Origin of the sequence: Ferruginibacter sp. (assembly GCF_014377975.1) — a bacterium.
Lineage (GTDB): Bacteria > Bacteroidota > Bacteroidia > Chitinophagales > Chitinophagaceae > Ferruginibacter.
The window spans coordinates 1-19,367 of the sequence record NZ_JACMOO010000121.1 but is presented as its reverse complement, the minus strand read 5'-3'; the positions used below and the strand labels follow the sequence as shown (position 1 = coordinate 19,367).

Below are 19,367 nucleotides of genomic sequence, written 5' to 3'. Positions count from 1 at the left end.
CTTAGTATACTCTCTTTTAAGCTTATAAAAAAATAAACACTTTACATGGGCGATAGTTTGCAAATTAAAAAACAACCTAAACAATACGATGCCGTGATTGTGGGTTCCGGTGCAGGTGGCGGTATGGCAGCTTACATGCTTGCCAATGCAGGTTTAAAGGTTTGCCTTTTAGAGGCAGGCGCCAATTTTGATCCTGCTATTAATTCTGCTCAGTTAAAAAATCCGTGGGAATCGGCCCGGCGTGGAGCTAGTACCAAATTCAGGCCATTTGGAGATTTTGATGGCTGTTACCATGGTTGGGATATTGAAGGCGAACCCTTTACCCATGCTCCCGGGGATAAATGGGAATGGTGGCGTGCCCGTATGGTGGGTGGCCGCACCAATCACTGGGGAAGAATTTCTTTACGATTTGGCCCGGATGATTTTAAACATAAAAGTATTGACGGTTTGGGAGATGACTGGCCAATTAGTTACGATGATGTAAAACCTTTTTACGATAGAATTGATAAAATGATTGGTGTGTTTGGCACCAATGAAGGAAGGCCAAACGATCCGGATGGTTTTTTTCTGCCGCCTCCAAAACCAAGACTGCATGAAATATTTATAAAAAATGCCGGCAATAGTATTGGCATACCGGTTATTCCATCCCGTTTGTCGATACTTACCAAACCAATTAATAAAGAGAGAGGCGCCTGCTTTTTTTGTGCACAATGTGGCCGTAGCTGCAAAGTGTACGGCGATTTTTCTGCTTCCTCCGTGTTGATAAAACCAGCCATTGCCACAGGCAATGTAGACCTGGTAACCAATGCTATGGCAAGAGAGGTTATGACGAATTCAAGCGGCGCTGCTACAGGCGTATCATATGTTTTGAAAGACGATATGCAGGAATACCAGGTGCAGGGCAAAGTAGTTATACTGGCAGCCAGCGCCTGCGAAAGTGCAAGACTGATGTTAAATTCAAAATCGGCACAACATCCCAATGGCATTGGCAATTCCAGCAATGTAGTCGGTAAGTATTTACATGACTCTACCGGTGCAGCCATGGGTGGATACCTGCCCCAGTTATTAGGCCGCAAAAGATTTAATGAAGATGGGGTTGGTGGTATGCATGTGTATACTCCATGGTGGGGTAATAACAAAAAACTTGATTTTGCAAGGGGGTATCATATTGAATATTCAGGCGGTATGGAGCAGCCTGCTTACGGTTTTGGTATGGGCATACAGGGTCAGAATGGTAAAGTTCCTATCAACGGCAAAACAAAAGAAGCCGGTGGATACGGTGCTTCCTTAAAAGAAGACCAACGTTATTTATATGGTGCATCCGTTAGTATGGCAGGGCGTGGTGAAGCACTTGCACTGGCAAGCAATTATTGTGAAATTGATCCGAGTATGGTTGATAAATTTGGCATACCTGTGTTGAGGTTTAACACCAGATACAGCAGCCAGGAAGTTAACCAGGCAAAGCATATGAAGGAATCTTTCAGGGAAATTATGCACAAGATGGGTGCTGTAATTACCTGGGGCGATGACAATGCCGACAACCAGTACGGCCTTGCTAACCCTGGTAATATCATTCATGAAGCAGGCACTATTCGTATGGGTGATGATAAAAAAACTTCCGCACTAAATAAATGGAGCCAGGCACATGACTGTAAAAATTTATTCAATGTGGATGGAGGACAGTTTGTTTCGCAGGGTGATAAAAATATTACATGGACTATTCTTGCATTGTCTATGAGAGCCAGTGAATACATTGTTGACCAGTTAAAAAAACAGAATATTTAATATATACTCATTATTACACCAGCGGATAAATTATAAAAATATTTTTATGGACAGACGTAAATCGATCAAAGCTTTATTAATAGGCACCGCGGCCACCGGTATGTTGATAGAGAGTTGCAATCCAACAGATAAAAAAGCGGCCATTGCATCAACAGAACCTGCTGCAGCGGTGGATTTAAGCCGCACTAAAGAAGAGCTTGAAGTAGTTAAAAAACTGAATGCGGAAACATTTTTTACAAAAGAAGAAATGGCGACTATTATCGTTTTGGGAGATATAATTGTACCAAAAGACGCTGTAAGTGGCAGTTCTACAGATGCCAAAGTACCCGACTTTATTGAGTTTATTGTAAAAGATATGCCGGAACATCAAACGCCCATGCGGGGTGGTTTGCGTTGGCTGCAGATAGAATCATTGAAACGTTTTGATAAATCATTCAATGATATTTCAGACAGGCAGCGCATAGAAATTGTAGATGACATAGCTTATCCCAATAAAGTAAAACCAGGTATGCAGCAAGGTGTTTCTTTTTTTAATTTAATGAGAGACCTTACCTGTACCGGCTTTTACACATCCGAAATTGGTGTAACAGATATGGGCTACGCAGGCAATAAACCCAACCAGTGGAATGGTGTACCGGATGATGTGCTAAAACAATACAACCTTGCTTACACAGAAAAAGAACTGAAAGAATGTGTGAGTTTTGATAAGGCATAAGGCTACGCTTTTTTAAAGAAACGCTGATACTGCGGATTGATAAGGATGGAACAGATTTTAAATCAGTTCTGAAACATCAACTTGCTTTATCAGCCTTTTTTATTTTCGGGTTGATTTGTGTCAGTCCGCTATTTTGTAAACTCTGATGAAATTGTTTCTCCTGTCTCATAGTCAACAGTTAAAGTAAATCCATGCCAACTTGAGCACAAGAAAGTTTTGGGATTATCAATAGTATCCAGTGTCAAATAGCCATCTACTTTTTGTCTTCTTATAGTCTGCTTATTCCAGACAATAGGATTTGGAAAACTGTCATTTTTAAAAGGTGCATCGATTGTCCACACTATTTGAAATTTATCATCTAAACAATAAATGTTTGCATAGCCTGAATTGTCTTTAAACTTCTCCTCGCTTTCCTTAACGATAATGCAGTTGTTTTCAATGCGTCTAAATTCACGAAATTCAGTCCACCGCGGTTTATATGTTGCACTAAGATTGCCTTTGCTGCTAAACAAGCAAAGTGTTTTATTGTCTATTTGTTTTTGAGAAGTACACATAGGTATTGTCACCAACTTTTAAATATCCGCAGCAATCAAATAAAATCCGCATCATCAGCGTTTCTATCTTCAATCATTCAGCGCCGAATAAGCCATCACCCTGAATTTATCTGCGAGTTCACCATGAGTTGTATTGAGCAACTGGCGATAAAAAACAATCACCATTTTTTCTTTGGGATCAACCCAGTAAGAAGTTTTAAATGCACCACCCCAGCTGTAGGTTCCTTCCTGCGCCGGCGTTGCTCCACTACCCTTTGCTGTAACCACGGAAAATCCCAAACCAAATTTATCGTTGCCCAAAGGCACATCACCAATCTGGTTCATCGTCATTATTCTTACCGTATTGCGGCTTAGTAATCTTTTTCCATTGTAAGTGCCGCCATTCAACATCATTTGTAAAAAAACGGCATAGTCATACGCAGTAGAAGAAAGTCCTGCGCCACCTGAAAAATAACTTTTCCTGCGCAACGGATAATCAACGTGGCCGCCCAAAGCTTCGCCGGTTAACTTTTGCAATGTACCTGTTGAATCTTCGCTGTACATATTTACCAGGCGGCTGGCCTTGTTTGCAGGTAAATTAAAATAGGTATCCGACATACCCAGCGGTTCAAAAATTCTTGTCCTGAAAAAATTATCCAGGCTCATACCCGACCATATTTCCACCAGATCGCCCAATACATCTACATTTAAACCGTATGTAAATTTTTCACCCGGCTGGTGCATCAGCGGCAATTTTCCCAAACGGCTCATTGCGTCTGATAATTTATCACCACTTACATCAACCCCCGCCGTTATATTATTTTTTGCGTAAATAGCATTGGCTTCCTTGCTGCCGATTTGTGCATATCCAATTCCAGAAGTATGCGTGAGCAGGTCACGGATAGTCGCCTGCCTTTTGGCCGGTACGGTAGTATAAGTTGTATCCGCCTCATTGAATTTATCCAAAACTGTTTCGTTGGCATAGGCGGGAATATATGCAGAGATGGGGTCATCCAATAAAAACTTTCCTTCTTCATACAACATCATAACAGCCACACTGGTAATGGCTTTTGTTTGAGAAGCAATTCTGAAAATGTCATCTTTTTTCATCAATGTTTTATCGGCAATATCATTGTACCCGGCGGCTTTGTAATACACAATTTTTCCATTGCGGATTATCAGGCCAACTGTACCGCTCACCCAGCCCTTTTTAACCCAGTCATTCATCTGTTCGTCAATTCTTTTTAACCTGTCTGCCGAAAAACCACTTGCAGAAACATTGGCAGCCGGTTCAATTTTTTGTGCCATTACAGTACAGGCAAACAATACAGCCAGCATCAGAAACAGTGTGCTTAATTTCATAAAATTTATTTTATAATTTTGTTTTTAGAAGAATACTAACCGCATTTTGCAATCGTCAACCGATGCTATAAGCAGTTTTAAGTAAACAGTTAGCAGAAATAAAACTAAGTTATTTTCTTTTGTTATTTATCTTTTCTCATTAACAAATCACAAATATTTTATACCCCAAATAAATCGGTGGCAGTACAAGATTAATTTGGTAAGTTTATATCTTATTAATGATTGCAGAAAAGCCCATATAGAAATATTTGTCACCGCAAATTCGCCGCGGTTGCGCCGTCATCTTAAATCATTTATAGCAAACAATTTTCTTCAACAAAATTTTATTAAAAAACAACCGACATGTCATCACGTAGAAAATTTTTACATCAGTCGTCCGTGGTAATGGGGGCTGGTGCATTGGCATCTGTATTTGATAACAAAGCTTTTGCTTATTTTAAAAACCGCATTGCCCCCAGCGATCAGTTAAATATTGGTGCCATTGGTATTAATGGCATGGGTTGGTCGAATGTAAAGGCCGCTTTAAAAGTGCCCGGCGTTAACCTGGTAGCAGTTTGTGATATTGATAAAAATGTTATTGATACCCGCCTTGGTGAACTGGCCGCTATCAATGTGGATGCCTCCAAAATAAAAAAGTATGATGATTACCGGAAGCTAATGGCGCAAAAAGATATTGATGCAGTAATTATAGGCACGCCTGACCATTGGCATGCACTGATTATGATACATGCCTGCGAAGCCGGTAAAGATGTATATGTTGAAAAGCCTGTAGGCAATTCAATTGTTGAATGTAATACGATGGTAGCAGCACAGCAACGCTATAATAAAATAGTACAGTGTGGCCAGTGGCAACGCAGCCAAAAGCATTTTAAGGATGCGGTTGATTTTGTACACAGCGGCCAGTTAGGCAATATCCGCACCGTAAAAGTATGGTGTTACCAGGGCTGGATGAAACCCGGCCCGGTTGTGCCTGACAGTGCGCCACCAGCAGGGGTTGATTATAAGCAATGGTTAGGACCAGCCAATATCAGGCCTTTTAACAGCAGCCGCTTTCATTTTAATTTCAGGTGGTTCTGGGATTATGCCGGCGGTCTGATGACCGATTGGGGTGTGCATTTATTAGACTATGGATTGCTCGGCATGAAGGCAGATTTACCCATCAGCGTTGTTGGCCTGGGCGGAAGATTTGCTTATCCTGACCTGTATGAAGAAACACCCGATACCTTAACCACGCTTTATGAATTTGATAAATTCAACCTGGTATGGGATTCTGCCATGGGCATTGACAATGGATCTTACGGCAGGGATCATGGTATCGCATTTATCGGCAACAATGGTACATTAATTTTAGACCGGGGTGGCTGGGAAGTGATTGAAGAAAAGCAAAGCAAAAACAAAGTAATTATGCCGTTTCAAAAACCAAGCGACAATGGACTTGACATGCATTGGATAAATTTTGTAGGCGCCGTAAAAAGCCGAAATTCAGCCGATCTTCATTGCCCCATACAGGCAGGTGCACACGTTGCTACGGTGGCGCAAATGGGTAATATCTCTTTTCGCAGCGGCCAAAAAGTATTGTGGGATAAAGCGAAGGGTGCGTTCACAGATGAAGCGCTCAACAAAGAATATTTAATGAAGGAATATTATAATGGCTATAAGCTTCCTACAGTATAGCAGGTTGCACCGGGTTAATTTTTAACTTCTTAAAAAGATAAATGAGCAATAGAATCTAACTAATTTTGTTGCTCATTTTTTTTATAAACAACCGCCGATTTAGTTTGTCCAAACATTTTATACTTTTGAAAATGAATCAGGAACAAAACAGCAATGTAAAAATTATTGCCAGGGAAGTTTTATCCAGCAACTGGTACACACTCAGAAAGATAACCTACGAATATTTAAAGAAAGATGGCCACTGGCAAACGCAAAGCAGGGAAGCGTACGACAGGGGCAATGGTGCAGCTATTCTGTTGTACAATGTTTCATTTAAAACAGTAATCCTTACCAGGCAATTCCGTATGCCTACTTTCATTAATGGCAACCGCAATGGTATGATGATAGAAGCATGTGCCGGATTATTAGATAAAGACAATCCGGAAGATTGCATTAAAAGAGAAACCGAAGAAGAGACAGGCTATAAAATTTCTGCCGTTAAAAAAATAATGGAAGTATACATGTCGCCTGGCTCGGTAACGGAGATGCTTCATTTTTTTATTGCTGAATATTCGCATGCCATGAAAGTAACAGAAGGTGGCGGGATTGCGCATGAACAGGAAGAAATTGAAGTGTTGGAATTACCAATGGAAGAAGCTTTGCAAATGATTGATACCGGCAAAATAAAAGATGCCAAAACAATTATGCTATTGCAATATGTACGGTTGAAAAATATTTTATGATATTTTTCTGTTGCACACAACCCTGATTTGATACACACTTCTTTAGTGCGTTGGCGAATTTTAAAAGAAATAATTTTGATGTCTTGATCAATGCCCGCCAGCCATAGACTACCATCTTTCACACTCATTTTCATTCTATTTTCTTTTGGTCACTTCAACCGTTATGCCTACGCTGTCAAAGGGGTATCCTGCTATCAGTGCTGCCTGGCTTTTTATAAAAGTATGCATGATAAAATATACCTCATTTATTGCAGTGGCTACTCACCCTTAACTGCTGCCACTATTTCAGTTACAGGCTCTATCCTTTCTACAGGCATTGCTTTTGCCACCCTGTGATTTGTTTTAAACTGCAACCCCAGCAAAGCTGCTACGGTGGCGGCTATTTGCTTTTGATACAACTGTTGTTTGTATTTTTCTTCTCCACCTGCAGAAACACCAGCGCCCAGCATGGCCAGCCAGGTTTGCCCTGAGCCTTTTACCCAAAAGCCATGTGTTGTCCAGGTGTTGGTTTTGTTACCGCGGCCATGATCGGTAGTAATGATGAAAGTGGTATTATTTTTATAGAAGGGGTCGGTTTGTACGGCATACCACAATTCAGCAATCATAGCATCTGCCTGGTGTATCTTTTGCAAATAAGTATCATAGGCTCCTTCATGTGCAAATTCATCTGTTTCGCCCAGGCCGAGGTACAATACTTTAGGATGATTTTTTTGCATATAATTTTTGGCACATTCAAAAGTCAGCAGATCGTGCCTGGTACTTCCCTGGTTGTATACATTTTGCTGAACGCCATTAATCAATGTACTGGTACTATCTTTTTCATACAGCGCTTCATACCCACCGTTCACGGGAAAGGCTCCATCTTTTTCGTTGAGTATAAACGGCAGTACACGCCAGGAACAAAACGCAGCAACTTTTCCCTGGTATAGTGGTTGGGTGCTGAGCCATTGCAATACATTACTTCTTGGATTGTTTACTGCAAGATTGGGTATAAAAAGTTTGTCGGCAAAGCCGGTAAATATTTCACTGTAGCCGGGATAAGAAATTTTGTAGAGGTTGGCAACATTTACATCATTGTCAAAATTGCGGTTACCCATCAACTGACCCTGTTGTGCAAGTACCGACCAAAAAAATGGCAGCAGTCTGCGTCTTCTTTCTTCGGGGTCTGTATGACTGTATTGCTGCAGCATAAGCGTGGTATCTTTTACGTAATTGATATTCCGCAACAACGCCTCATCTGCACCTTTAAAAATTTCCTGCCATCTGGTACCATCCATAGTGATGATAAAAACATTCTGCGCAGCAGGCTGTGCATGGGTAATACTGGTAAGTGTTAGGAAAATACAAATGCAATAGATTGCTTTCATAAAAGAGGTTTTACAAAGAAACCATCCCAATGTAAACAAGCCATCAACAAAAGATTAAGGAAAGGTTATTTGTTAACGGGTACGTTTGTGAACATCGTTTATGATTATCGCCGGGAAAGTTTAAAAGTATACATTGTAACAAGTATCCCATTTACAAATATCACTTAGTATTTACAGGTAATGCAAACATGGCAGAAACCCCAAAAATTCAAACGTTCGTTTATCGGTTTTAAATAGCCTTTTATTTTTTATTAAGCCAATGCCTCCAATCTTCGGCAACTTTATCCCGTTAAATTTATCGTAATCAGATTTTCCATTGGATAGTAGTAGAAAAAAATTATGATGTCTAATTTACTTAAATAGTCAATTGGTAGCTGAACAGAAAATTGAAAATACCCTTTATGTGTATCGCCTGAGGATTGAATGGTATCGGGTTGTTTAATTCTTTTTTGCCATTTATTTCACAGATTTTGTTGATTTTTTTATTTTATTTTCTCTTTAAAATTGATGAAAAGACATGGATATAAATTGCAACACTTCTGGTAAAGCAGCCCGCCAATACGTCCAGTTATGTGCCCCGTCGCGGATGCGGAATTCATGTGGTATTTCTTTTTTACGCATGGCAATGTGCACCAAACAATTTCCTTCATACAAAAAATCATCGTCACCACAATCAATATACCAACGCACTGATTTTTTTAAACTATCCGGCATATTGTTTACCAGTTCAACCACACTTTGCCGTTTGTAAAATGCTGTTACAGCAGTATCAGCTATGTTATTATTTTCTCTTTTCAATCGTGCTCTGGTGCTATCAATACTTGCCGGCCCTGTTCCTGCACTTAAAGGGCAGGCAGCAGCAAATAATTCAGGATGATGTAACGCATAGGTGAACGTTCCATCTCCACCCATTGACAAACCTGATACGGCACGATAATGTTTGTCAGCTTTTATACGATATGTCTTTTCGACAAAAGGCATGAGCTCCTGAAAAAAAAAGTCTTCATACTTCCAGGTATTGGTGGCATCATTCATGTACCCTCTTCGCCCGGTATTTGCATCCGGCATTACGATAATCATAGGTGTGGCCGTTCCTTCGCGGATGGCTTTGTCTGTAATGTACTATACTTCGCCAAATTGTACCCAGCCTGTCTGGTCGTCTCCACCGCCATGAAGCAGGTACAATACAGGATAAGTTCTTTGTGATGTTTCATAATCGGGCGGAAGATAAATGGCATACTTCCTGTCCATGTTCAGCAGCTTGCTTTTAAGAGAAAGGTTATCATATACTTTCCCTGTTTGTGCAAGTATTACGAGTGACGTAGATATACTTATAATAAGAAGGGCAATTTTTTTCATGCAGCAATTTTTGTTTCACACAAAGTACGCAACGAAAAATAAAGAAACCAAAATTGTGTACTTTGTATTCTTTGTAATCTTTGTGTGAAAAGACCTTGTCTGCTTTATATCCTTGGCGCTCTTTGTGTGAAACATAGTTAACTCTGCCTGTCCCCGTGCAGCAGCATGTTTACCGCATGATCAAAAGATCCGGCACGAATTACTTCACCGGCGTTTACAAAAAATATTTCATCGGCATTTTGAATGGTATTTAAGCGGTGTGCAATGATAACACGGGTAGTAGTGGCGGGCAGTTTATTCAGTATGTCCTGTAGTATTTGTTCTGTGATGGTATCAATGTTGGCGGTAGCTTCATCCAATATCAGTAAGGCAGGGCTACGCAATACTGCCCGCATAAAGGCAATCAGTTGCTTTTGGCCAAGGCTGATGCTATCCCCGGAATTTACTTCTGTATTCAATCCTTTTTCAAAAATATCCAACAGGCTTTGCAAACCGGCGGCTTTGATTGTTTCTTCCAGTTGCTCATTACTAAAATTCAGATACTGTTGGTTGCTGTATAAAATATTTTCTCTTACAGTTCCGCTAAAAAGAAAGGGCTCCTGCAAAATAAATCCAATCTTATTGGTAAGTTCCGCAGGTTGATAGGTACGGATATCTCTATTATTCAGCAACACCTGTCCCGTTACCGGATCGTATAATCTAGCTATGAGCGAAGCAGTAGTTGTTTTACCTCCCCCTGTGGGGCCAACCAGGGCATACGTTTTACCAGGCTCCAGCGTGAAATTTACATTGTGTAAAATCTCCTTCCCTTCATCGTATCCAAAAGAAACATTTCTGAATTCCATGATGGTTCCATTGCTTTTTTCAACCGCAGCCTCTGGTAAAACCTTCAGGTTGGTTTCCATATTTAAAATGTAGGATATCCTGTCCCACCCTGCCATGGCTACCTGAAAGTTTGCCCACAACGCTGCCAGTTGCCGTAAGGGATTGTAAAAGTTTACCGCATAGGCAAGATAACTCACCAGCAGACCAATAGAAAAATGACCCGTACTAATCAAATAAATACCAAACGTAAGCACCACCAGCTGGGCAACCGCACCAAAAAATCCATACACTGGTATAAATACATTATTGGCAATGCCGGCAGCCAGGGCACTTGTATAGTTTTTATCATTGGCAGCTTCAAACCGGTTGCGGAAATAATCCCGGCGGTTAAAGGCAATGATGACTTTAAAGTTGTGCAGGCTTTCCTGTATCTCGGCACTTAGACCGCCCGTACGTTGCATACTTAGGGCGTTTCTTTTCTTTATCCATGGTGAACTAAATTTGGTAAAAATAAATATTAGCAGCCCTGGTAACAAAGTTGCAACCCCCAGTTTAAAATTAATTGCCAGTAAAAAAATACCGGCACCCGTCATGGTAGTAATTGTACCGATAAACTGCATCAGCGACTGTGAAAAGAACTGATTAATTTTATCTGTATCATTGTTCACCCTTGAAATCAAATCACCTGCCTTGTTTTGATTAAAGAAGCCAACCGGCAACTCCTGCAGTTTATTAAAGATGGTGTTACGCAATTTAAATAACATCCGCTGACCAACACCTCCCATCATTCTTGTTTGCAAATAACTTGTACCAAACGTTATAATATACATGCCCAACAAAATACCCGCCCATACCATCACACCATGAAAATTTTTGGGTACCACGTACCTGTCAATTACATGGCCAATAATATAAGGAGCCACCAGGTTAAGGCCCGAGTTGGCAAGAATAGCCACCAGCGCCCATAACATATTGCTGCGCTCCTCTGTTATCAGTTGCAGCAATTTTTGTAAGGCACCCATCGTGGATGTTTTTTGCTGTTGCTCAGAAATATCATTGAGGTTGTAATTCATAATTGCTTGTGCTCTGCTGTGAATTAAAAATCTGTATGTATTCAGGACTTTGTTTCATTAAATCTGCGTGTATACCACGGGCAACAATTTCGCCTTCCATCAGTACAATTATCTGATCATAATGCTCAACCGTGGCAATTTTTTGTGTTACTGAAATAAGTGTAATGCCGGGATAATTGTTCCGTAAGTTTTGCAATATTTTTGTTTCTGTGTTTGTGTCAACCCTGGCCGTAAAATCATCTAACAATACTATTTTTGGATTAATGGCCAGCGCCCTTGCAAGCATGATCCGTTGTTTTTGGCCGCCTGATAAACTCGTTCCTCTTTCTGATACCACCGTATCTAATTTATTGGGCAGCGAATCAACAAAATCTTTCAACTCCGCTGTGGCAACGGCTTTGGCGAGCGATTCATCAGTAACCAGGTTGCTAAATGCAATATTTTCCCTGATGCTCATGTTAAACAATATACTGTCTTGAAAAACGAAACCTACCTGGCTGTGAAAATTTTCTTTGTTATACTTTTCTATGTTTTCACCATCAAACTCCACCATGCCTTCAGCAGGTTTTATCAGGCCGGTTAACAGGTACAATAATTGTGTTTTACCAGCAGCAGTGGGGCCAATTACCGCCAGGGAAGAACCCCTTTTTACAGAAAAATTAATTTTCTTCAAGGCAGCTTTTTCACCATACATTACAGTCACATTCTTCAGTTCAATATTGCCTTGCAATGGAACTTTGATGGTGGTGGTATCGGGTATTTCCGGCGTATCCATCATTACGCTGATGCGCTGGTAACTTGCGGTAGCCTGTGCAATTACATTGCTCATAAAACCTATCACCAGTATCGGAAAAATCAGCAGCGCAAGGTAACTGTTAAACGCTGAAAAATCTCCAAGCGACATGGTGCCGGTTATTACAAAATGCCCGCCCATGGTTAATATAGCAAGTCCTGCCATGTTAGCCGTAAAAATAATTACCGGTATTAAGCCTGCAAATAATATAAGAATACTCATGCCTAAAGTTTTTGCCTTTGTATTGGCATCCAGGAATTTTTCATACTCTAACTGCTGTGAGTTAATGACCCTAATAATAGCCGCACCCAAAATACTTTCGTTGATTACTTTGTTGAGCCTGTCAATTACCTGCCTGCTTTGTAAAAATATTATCCTCACTTTCTTTAACACAAAAAAGAATGCCCCGCCAATGATGGGTACAATGGCTACCACGGCAAGCGCCAGTTTCCAATTGATGGAAAAAAGCAAAATACAGGCACCAATAATAAGGATGATGGAAGATGAAATGGATACGATGGCCTGCGAGACAAACATTTTAATACTGTCTACATCCGCCGTTAAGTTGGTAAGCAGTTTTGAAGGATTGCTCTCTTCAATGTATGCATGGCTTTGTATTGATATTTTATGCGCCAGTCTGGAACGCAGATCTCTCGCAACTTTTTCTGAGGCATACACCTGCACCAGCCCCTGCAACCAGGTGAAAATAAAAATTACCAGCGAAGCCATTAAATATTTCACCAGCACCTGCTGCAAGACATAGTGTTTTGGGTAAGCGTCAATAGCATTGGCTATTATTTTTGGTAAAAAAAGATTGATGCCATTGCTGATCAAAGCAAACAACAGCAGTAAAAAAACCATGCCCCTGTAAGGTGCAAGTAAGCTAAATACGCTGGAACCTTTTTGCGCATCCTTACCGGAAGTATCAGCCTTTTTTGTCATGTTATTCGGGGATTAATAATGCGGAAAAATAATCAAAAAAAACTTACCATCCTGTGGAGGTCTTTTTTTAATTGACAAGTGGCTTGTATACCGGCTGACGGATGTAGATTAAAAATATTTTATCTGGAAAAAGCTGGGTTAAAATACAATAAGGGTGAAATCAATTTTGTAAGCATTCATGATTTTAATTATTGTCCGTGCAGAAGAAGCTTTGCGGTACATTAGGAGCGAACACTTTGACTTTTCAGTTTTTAAAACGCTTTCGATTTGATACTTTAAATAAGGAAGACCCATACTTTTTCCCTTGCTGATATATTCAAATTCAACTATAATACAACAACTAAACCCCATAGACGTTGTTGTGTATTTCACCAACAGCCGAAGGGTGAAGCGCAAAGCCTCATCACCGGAATAAAGACAAGGTGTTTTCGATAATTCTCCCTTCTCGTTAGTACGTTTGCAAAGAAACCCGCAAATTACAATTGGTATAGACGGCTCTAATGATGTCAGCGCTTATTTGTATCATAGAATATTTCAAACCAATAGAGAATATTTAAATGAAAGTTTTATTGCCATCCATATTCGCTTAGCCGAAACCAGGGTTGCAAATGAATAAAAATGAGTAAGTTATAGTCAAACGCTATTATCAATCCAAAAAGTATTTTAACAGTGCCCATGTTTTGGTGAAGGCGCCGGCACGAAAAAAGAATTTAATATGAAATTTTTACCTCCACTTTTATTACTGCTGTTTGCAGGAGTATTTACAAAAACAACAGGTGCTCCTGCAACACTTCCTGTAAAAGCGGTTGACAGCATTCCGGCTGCAGCTTATTCTAAAATTCCGCTTGATGCAAACAGGTGGTATATTTTAAATTATGCTACCATTGGCATTGGTGCTATGTTTGACAGCATTGTAAATGAAAAAATAAATGTAGGGTCTGCAGGCTTTATGCAAACTTACGACTGTATTTATCCTTTAAATGATGGCGAATCCATCACCATTGGTCAGGTAAAAATGTACGATTACCAGGGAATATTTTCTGCCGACCCGGTTCAGTTATACGCCATAAAAAAAAGATGGTCAAAGAGTGTCACTGGGAACCTTTACCAGCACCCGCTATATGCAATGGGTAGGGCCTTCTCCTGACAGAAATACTGCTGGCAACGCAATGTTTAATTTAGATACCGTAGTTACCGATATCCAGTACATTGGTTTTACCTGCACCCGAAGCGACCTGCCTACAGAACTTGAATTTTACGGATATTATACACCCCCGTCTGCACCTGCTTCCCTACCACTACGAACTTATGCAACCTTTAACAAAACCCTTGGAATGAACGCTTTTGAATGGGACTTTGTGCGGCCTACCAGTAACACCAATGCCCGCATTATTGCAGAAGATAAATATGCAGCCATTAAAAATTTCAGGGGTTTCAGGCATTACCTTGATTGGCGGCAACTGGAAGGCGCAGAAGGAAAGTATTATTTTAATCCCAGCTATGGTGGCGGCTGGAGTTATGATATTACCTATGAACGTTGCAAGAGAGATAGTATTGAGGTACTGGCCTGTATTTAAAATACGCCAGACTGGATGAAAAACACTTACCCCGCAGACCAACGTTTTGCTGATAATGCGCCACTACGGTACGGCTTGCCGCGGAATTCTGTACAGTCTTATAGTGAAAAGGAAAGATCGCTTTTCAGTTTGCTCCCGTTATGGACGCAACAGCAACGTGCCACTATCCTTATTAAAAGTAAGCACACAACCCCGGTGGACGGGTGATCCGGTAAACACGGTAAAAGTGGGGCTGGCATTGGTAAAATACATTGAATGTGGTAACGAACTCGACAAATGGTGGAGAGGTGCCAACGGGTATATGAACGCATATCAATACACCACGTTATTGTCTGCTTTTTATGACGGGCATAAAGGTTTATTGGGTGCAGATGTAGGCGTAAAAAATGCAGATACTACCATGCAGGTCGTTATTGGCGGACTGGCATCCAATAATCCATCCTATATAAGAGCAATGGTTGAATGGTGCAGACAAAACAGGGGCTATAAAGCTGATGGCCAAATTAATCTTTGCTGGGATGTTATCAATTACCATTTCTACTCAAGAGATACTTCTATTACTTCACCCAGGGGAGCTGCACCTGAAGTATCAAATACAATTAGTGTGGCCCGGGCATTTGTGAATTTTTCTGAAAAATATTGTAACAGCATGCCCGTTTGGGTTACCGAAACCGGTTTTGATATTAACCAGGGAAGCCGGCAAAAAGCCATTGCCATTGGTGACAAATCAGCATCGCAAACACAAGCCGACTGGAGCTTACGATCAGTACTTACTTTTTTAAGAGAAGGTATCAGCAGCCTGTTCTTTTTTGAATTGAATGATGGTAATGTAAACAGTGCTACCAAATATGCCTCAATGGGTTTAACCGATGCATTGTTTAAAAGAAAACTACCTATGGATTACTTATTTCAAACCAGCCAACTGATGGGCTCTTTTCATTATAACAGAAGCCTTCAACAAATGCCGGTTATTGATGAATATGAAAATAAGGGGAAGTTAATTTATGCGGTTTGGGTTGCGGATGAAAAAGGAACGACAATCCCCTGCAGCCTATCTTTTCCTGCTGATGATTCCGTAATTGTATACAGGCCGGTTAGCGGCAGCGACATTTTACAAACTGAAACAATAGCCGTAGTAAATGGCATAGTACAATTGACGGCCACAGAAACACCCCTATTTGTTGCAACCAAACCAACACCCGCCAACCAGCAATATGTTATCAGCAAGAAATTAAGATGATCTTTTTATTTTGAGTAATGCAAATAAAAGATGTGAAAAGAAACGCTTCCAATGATCACCGGCATTGTTACGACAACAGAAAAAAAACTGAGCAATTATTCCGTAAACTTAGCCTCTTTGTAAATTACTGCTTCCTAATATCATACTGGTTTACACAAAAAAAGTTTAGAATATTGTACCTGTAAAATGTATTTGTACAATTTATATATATTTGTTTGAAGGCTAAGTTATGACCGTAATTAAATAATAGTTATAAAAAAATTGATCTGCTATTCCGGATAAAGCAAAACCTGCATGCACTAATTTTTTTGAAACCATTTGCGGATGCCAGGCATTTTATAACGGTGTTGTTTTACACAATGATGATCGATAACCCTAGAAATCGTAAAGCTAAAAAAGCTTATGCTGCTGTAAAATAAAACCTGTTGTACTTTTTTTGTATCGCTGGTTCATGATTCATTTTATTAAGAAACGTTGGTACAGCCCTGCATAGGACACCTGCCCGCCTGGTTCACCCTCATTCCTGCGCCGGTTCACAACGCATTACACCGTCGAGAGGGATGATAGACTAATTTTTGGTTAACCTACACTCAAGAGTTAGGATAATTTATGATATTCCATAATAAAAAAGATGAGTTACACCCATTTAAAATATTGCAGAAGAGGTGAATTATTAAAAGGTTATTTACCTCAATTAACACCAACTGCCATAATCCGAAAAACTATAAACAATTAAATGATACCAGCATAGCCGGGATACTTTTATCTGCCAGAAGAATTTTACTCAATCTTTTCTACACGGCCTCTTAGTCTGCCTATTAAAACTACAGGCTCTATGTTCTGTCTTATCCTTCATAATATACCGAGGTTTTTCATGGTTCATTTATCAGTGCGCAGATTGGCTGCACCTTTTAAAGAGGATGAATCAGGTGTCTATTTTACTCTTTCATTTTTGTAACAATTTGTAACCGCTGTTTTGATTTTGCCAGCTCATTAAATTTACTGATGTCTTTTTCCAGCAACTGTTTCAACTGTGCCAATAAAGGATCAATTCTGTCTTTCAATGATAAAAAAGATGTGTGCATAGAAGCAGTAGGTTTTGCATCAGCAGAAAGTATGGCCGCATTTAATCCACCTAATTTTTCTTCAAGCCGCATCGGAAAACGCAGGTCATCTTCATTGGCTTTTATTTTTGGATTATACAATGCTTCTTCAATTTTAGTGAGTGAATCTATGATTGGTTTTGCCACTGGCCGTATTGCCCTTACTTCAATAGAGTCTTCCGTATCTTCTAAATATTTTTTGAGCTGGTTGCGTACAAAAGTAATTTGTTTGGTTGCCTTACCTACTTCATTCAATGTATTATGTACCTGCATCGCCAAATCAAACTGTTCTTTCAAATCCGCAGTGGTAAAGGGGTTTCTGGGATCTGCAATAATTGAAAACGGTTGTGTACCAATCAAAGAATCACCCACAAACATGCGTACTTTATAACTCCCGGGTACTGCGTAAGGTCCTGCAAAAGATCCTTCAAAAGTTACACCTGTATCTCCCTTTGCCGGGGGAAAATGCATGTCCCATGCAAACATATTGATGAAACTATCAATAGAAAGCGCACCATATTTTTTGGTTTTACTTTCATAAAAATCTTTGGATATTTCACCTGGCTCACCATTTATATTTTTAAGGCTGGAAAAAGTAATGATGCTGTCTCCCGCTATCGTTTCAAACTTTAATTTTATTTCTTTAGAAGGTTTGTTTTTTAAAAAATAGCGTACCATTACGCCGTCAGGTGTATTGGTACCTTCCTGGCTTTTCGGATCTTCAATTGTTCCTCCTCTTGTTCGGTAGGTAGTTCTTGGTTTGTATAAATGAAAGGCAGCATTTGCTACGGAATCGGTTAGTTGATATAAAGGGGTTATATCATCCAATATCCAAAACGAGCGGCCGTGGGTAGCGATGACCAGGTCATTTTCCCTTTGCTGAATTTGAATATCATGCACTGGCGTATTGGGCAAATTAAGTTGCAGACTTTGCCAGTTGGCACCATCATCAAACGAGACATAAATACCTGTTTCCAATCCACAATACAATAATCCTTTTTTATTGGGGTCTTCTCTCACACAACGATTGTATACATTGGCAGGTAATCCTTTGATGATAAGCTTCCAGGTTTTACCAAAGTCATTAGTTTTATAAATGTAGGCTTTGTTATCCACCTGCTTATATCTTGTAGCGGATACATAACAGGTAGCCAAATCAAAATGTGAAGGCTCAACATAGCTGATCATGGCCCAATCGGGTAACCCTGCAGGAGTAACTTTTTGCCATGATTTTCCATCGTCCTGGCTTACATGTACCAGCCCATCGTCGCTGCCAGCCCACAATACGCCAGCTTTTATTGGAGACTCTGCAAAGGCAAAAATAGTGGCGTACACTTCTGCACCGGTATTGTCTAAAGTAATGGGTCCGCCACTTGGTTTTAATGTGGCAGGATCATGTCTGGTAAGATCAGGACTAATATTTTCCCATGTTTGTCCTGCATCCATTGTACGGTGCACATAGTTGGAAGTGGCATACATCATTTTAGGATTGTGTGGAGAAAATGCAATTGGGTATGTCCAGTTAAAACGATATTTATAATCTTCGGCACCTGCGCCACTGTGTTGTTCAGGATATACAGAAACAGCCCTGGTCTGTTTGTTCTTTTTATTGTAGGTAGAAAGTTGTCCATCATATTCCCCACCAAAAGTAACTTCGGCATTTAAAGGATCTGGTACAATAAATCCAGCCTCACCACCTGCTACAGGATACCAATCAGCCGCTCCGATAGAGTTGTCGTTGGTACGACTAGCGATTTTTATACTACTATTGTCTTGCTGCGCTCCATATACATTGTAAGGAAATTCGTTGTCTAAGTTTACATGGTAAAACTGTGCAGTAGGCAAATCTATATCCGTAAAATATTTTCCTCCATCAAAGGTTACTTCCGGCCCTCCATCATCTCCCATTATCCAGTTTTTAGGATTGTCGGGGTTAATCCACATATCATGATTATCACCATGATGGTTCGAAATTTTATTCCAGGTTACACCAGCATCAATCGATTTAAAAAATTCAACATTCAGAATGTATAAAGTATTCTCATATTTTGTATCGGCAAATATTTGACTAAAGTACCAGGGTCTTTGTGTGAGATCGTTTTTTGTTCTTACCAGTTCCCAGCTTTTTCCACCGTCTTCACTTTTGTAAACACCGGCGTTAGTATTCTCTACTACTGCCCATATTCTCTGATGGTTAACGGGTGTAATAGTACAAATAATTTTACCCATTAATCCCCTGGGCATACCTGGGTTTTCCGAAATCAGTTTCCAGGTATCTCCGCCATCGTCACTCTTAT

13 protein-coding genes and 1 pseudogene are annotated in these 19,367 nt (G+C 40.1%); 7 read left to right on the top strand and 7 right to left on the bottom strand.

Annotated features, from left to right (window positions below):
* Nucleotides 1-45: 45 nt before the first annotated feature.
* Together H7254_RS07035 and H7254_RS07030 are read left to right on the top strand one after the other, a co-directional pair.
* Nucleotides 46-1,785 carry a GMC family oxidoreductase gene (locus H7254_RS07035; RefSeq protein ID WP_301921896.1) on the top strand — a complete coding sequence of 580 codons (1,740 nt, stop codon included), beginning with the start codon at nucleotides 46-48 and terminating at the stop codon, nucleotides 1,783-1,785.
* A 46-nt stretch (nucleotides 1,786-1,831) separates the two neighbouring features.
* The gene (locus tag H7254_RS07030; protein WP_301932298.1) at nucleotides 1,832-2,500 is read left to right on the top strand and encodes a gluconate 2-dehydrogenase subunit 3 family protein; all 669 of its coding nucleotides are present in this window, start codon (nucleotides 1,832-1,834) and stop codon (nucleotides 2,498-2,500) included.
* Between the two features lie 128 nt (nucleotides 2,501-2,628).
* Here the strand turns inward: H7254_RS07030 and H7254_RS07025 are convergent, their stop codons facing one another.
* Together H7254_RS07025 and H7254_RS07020 are read right to left on the bottom strand one after the other, a co-directional pair.
* Nucleotides 2,629-3,069, bottom strand: coding sequence for a hypothetical protein (locus H7254_RS07025; RefSeq protein ID WP_301932297.1), 441 nt, complete (start codon nucleotides 3,067-3,069; stop codon nucleotides 2,629-2,631).
* A 54-nt stretch (nucleotides 3,070-3,123) separates the two neighbouring features.
* Nucleotides 3,124-4,395, bottom strand: a complete 1,272-nt coding sequence (locus tag H7254_RS07020) for a serine hydrolase (RefSeq protein ID WP_301932296.1) — start codon at nucleotides 4,393-4,395, stop codon at nucleotides 3,124-3,126.
* Nucleotides 4,396-4,737: 342 nt separating this feature from the next.
* Here H7254_RS07020 and H7254_RS07015 point away from each other — a divergent pair, with 342 nt between their 5' ends.
* On the top strand, nucleotides 4,738-6,069 hold the full coding sequence (locus H7254_RS07015) for a Gfo/Idh/MocA family protein (protein ID WP_301932295.1): 1,332 nt from the start codon (nucleotides 4,738-4,740) through the stop codon (nucleotides 6,067-6,069).
* A gap of 131 nt (nucleotides 6,070-6,200) precedes the next feature.
* Complete coding sequence (gene nudK / locus H7254_RS07010) at nucleotides 6,201-6,791, top strand: GDP-mannose pyrophosphatase NudK (protein ID WP_301932294.1); 591 nt, start codon at nucleotides 6,201-6,203, stop codon at nucleotides 6,789-6,791.
* Nucleotides 6,792-7,048: 257 nt separating this feature from the next.
* Here nudK and H7254_RS07005 read toward each other — a convergent pair whose 3' ends face one another.
* The 4 genes and pseudogenes from H7254_RS07005 to H7254_RS06990 form a co-directional block, all read right to left on the bottom strand.
* Nucleotides 7,049-8,158: an alkaline phosphatase family protein gene (locus H7254_RS07005; RefSeq protein ID WP_301932293.1), complete on the bottom strand. Its 1,110-nt coding sequence runs from the start codon at nucleotides 8,156-8,158 to the stop codon at nucleotides 7,049-7,051.
* Nucleotides 8,159-8,656: 498 nt separating this feature from the next.
* A pseudogene (locus H7254_RS07000) lies at nucleotides 8,657-9,517 on the bottom strand (alpha/beta hydrolase).
* Nucleotides 9,518-9,654: 137 nt separating this feature from the next.
* Nucleotides 9,655-11,415: an ABC transporter ATP-binding protein gene (locus H7254_RS06995; RefSeq protein ID WP_301932292.1), complete on the bottom strand. Its 1,761-nt coding sequence runs from the start codon at nucleotides 11,413-11,415 to the stop codon at nucleotides 9,655-9,657.
* Entirely contained in the window at nucleotides 11,396-13,150 is a 1,755-nt protein-coding gene (locus H7254_RS06990) for an ABC transporter ATP-binding protein (RefSeq protein WP_301932291.1), read from the bottom strand. The genes H7254_RS06995 and H7254_RS06990 overlap by 20 nt, the downstream gene beginning before the upstream one ends.
* A gap of 715 nt (nucleotides 13,151-13,865) precedes the next feature.
* Here H7254_RS06990 and H7254_RS06985 point away from each other — a divergent pair.
* The 3 genes from H7254_RS06985 (at nucleotide 13,866) to H7254_RS06975 (ending at nucleotide 15,967) form a co-directional block, all read left to right on the top strand.
* Nucleotides 13,866-14,297 (top strand): hypothetical protein, encoded by a 432-nt coding sequence (locus H7254_RS06985; protein ID WP_301932290.1) that lies wholly within the window; start codon nucleotides 13,866-13,868, stop codon nucleotides 14,295-14,297.
* Entirely contained in the window at nucleotides 14,239-14,727 is a 489-nt protein-coding gene (locus H7254_RS06980) for a hypothetical protein (RefSeq protein ID WP_301932289.1), read from the top strand. Before H7254_RS06985 ends, H7254_RS06980 begins: the two co-directional genes overlap by 59 nt.
* A gap of 103 nt (nucleotides 14,728-14,830) precedes the next feature.
* A complete protein-coding gene (locus tag H7254_RS06975) occupies nucleotides 14,831-15,967 on the top strand; it encodes a hypothetical protein (protein WP_301932288.1) in 1,137 nt (378 codons plus the stop codon).
* 938 nt (nucleotides 15,968-16,905) lie between these two features.
* Here H7254_RS06975 and H7254_RS06970 read toward each other — a convergent pair.
* On the bottom strand, nucleotides 16,906-19,367 hold a 2,462-nt coding region (locus tag H7254_RS06970), incomplete at its 5' end, for a hypothetical protein (RefSeq protein ID WP_301932287.1).

Bases quoted from the DNA above. Each gene is read 5' to 3' on its own strand.
- H7254_RS06985 (WP_301932290.1), top strand. From the start codon at position 13,866: ATGAAATTTTTACCTCCACTTTTATTACTGCTGTTTGCAGGAGTATTT.
- H7254_RS06995 (WP_301932292.1), bottom strand. From the start codon at position 11,415: ATGAATTACAACCTCAATGATATTTCTGAGCAACAGCAAAAAACATCC.
- H7254_RS06990 (WP_301932291.1), bottom strand. From the start codon at position 13,150: ATGACAAAAAAGGCTGATACTTCCGGTAAGGATGCGCAAAAAGGTTCC.
- H7254_RS07005 (WP_301932293.1), bottom strand. From the start codon at position 8,158: ATGAAAGCAATCTATTGCATTTGTATTTTCCTAACACTTACCAGTATT.
- H7254_RS07020 (WP_301932296.1), bottom strand. From the start codon at position 4,395: ATGAAATTAAGCACACTGTTTCTGATGCTGGCTGTATTGTTTGCCTGT.
- H7254_RS07030 (WP_301932298.1), top strand. From the start codon at position 1,832: ATGGACAGACGTAAATCGATCAAAGCTTTATTAATAGGCACCGCGGCC.
- nudK (WP_301932294.1), top strand. From the start codon at position 6,201: ATGAATCAGGAACAAAACAGCAATGTAAAAATTATTGCCAGGGAAGTT.
- H7254_RS07035 (WP_301921896.1), top strand. From the start codon at position 46: ATGGGCGATAGTTTGCAAATTAAAAAACAACCTAAACAATACGATGCC.
- H7254_RS07015 (WP_301932295.1), top strand. From the start codon at position 4,738: ATGTCATCACGTAGAAAATTTTTACATCAGTCGTCCGTGGTAATGGGG.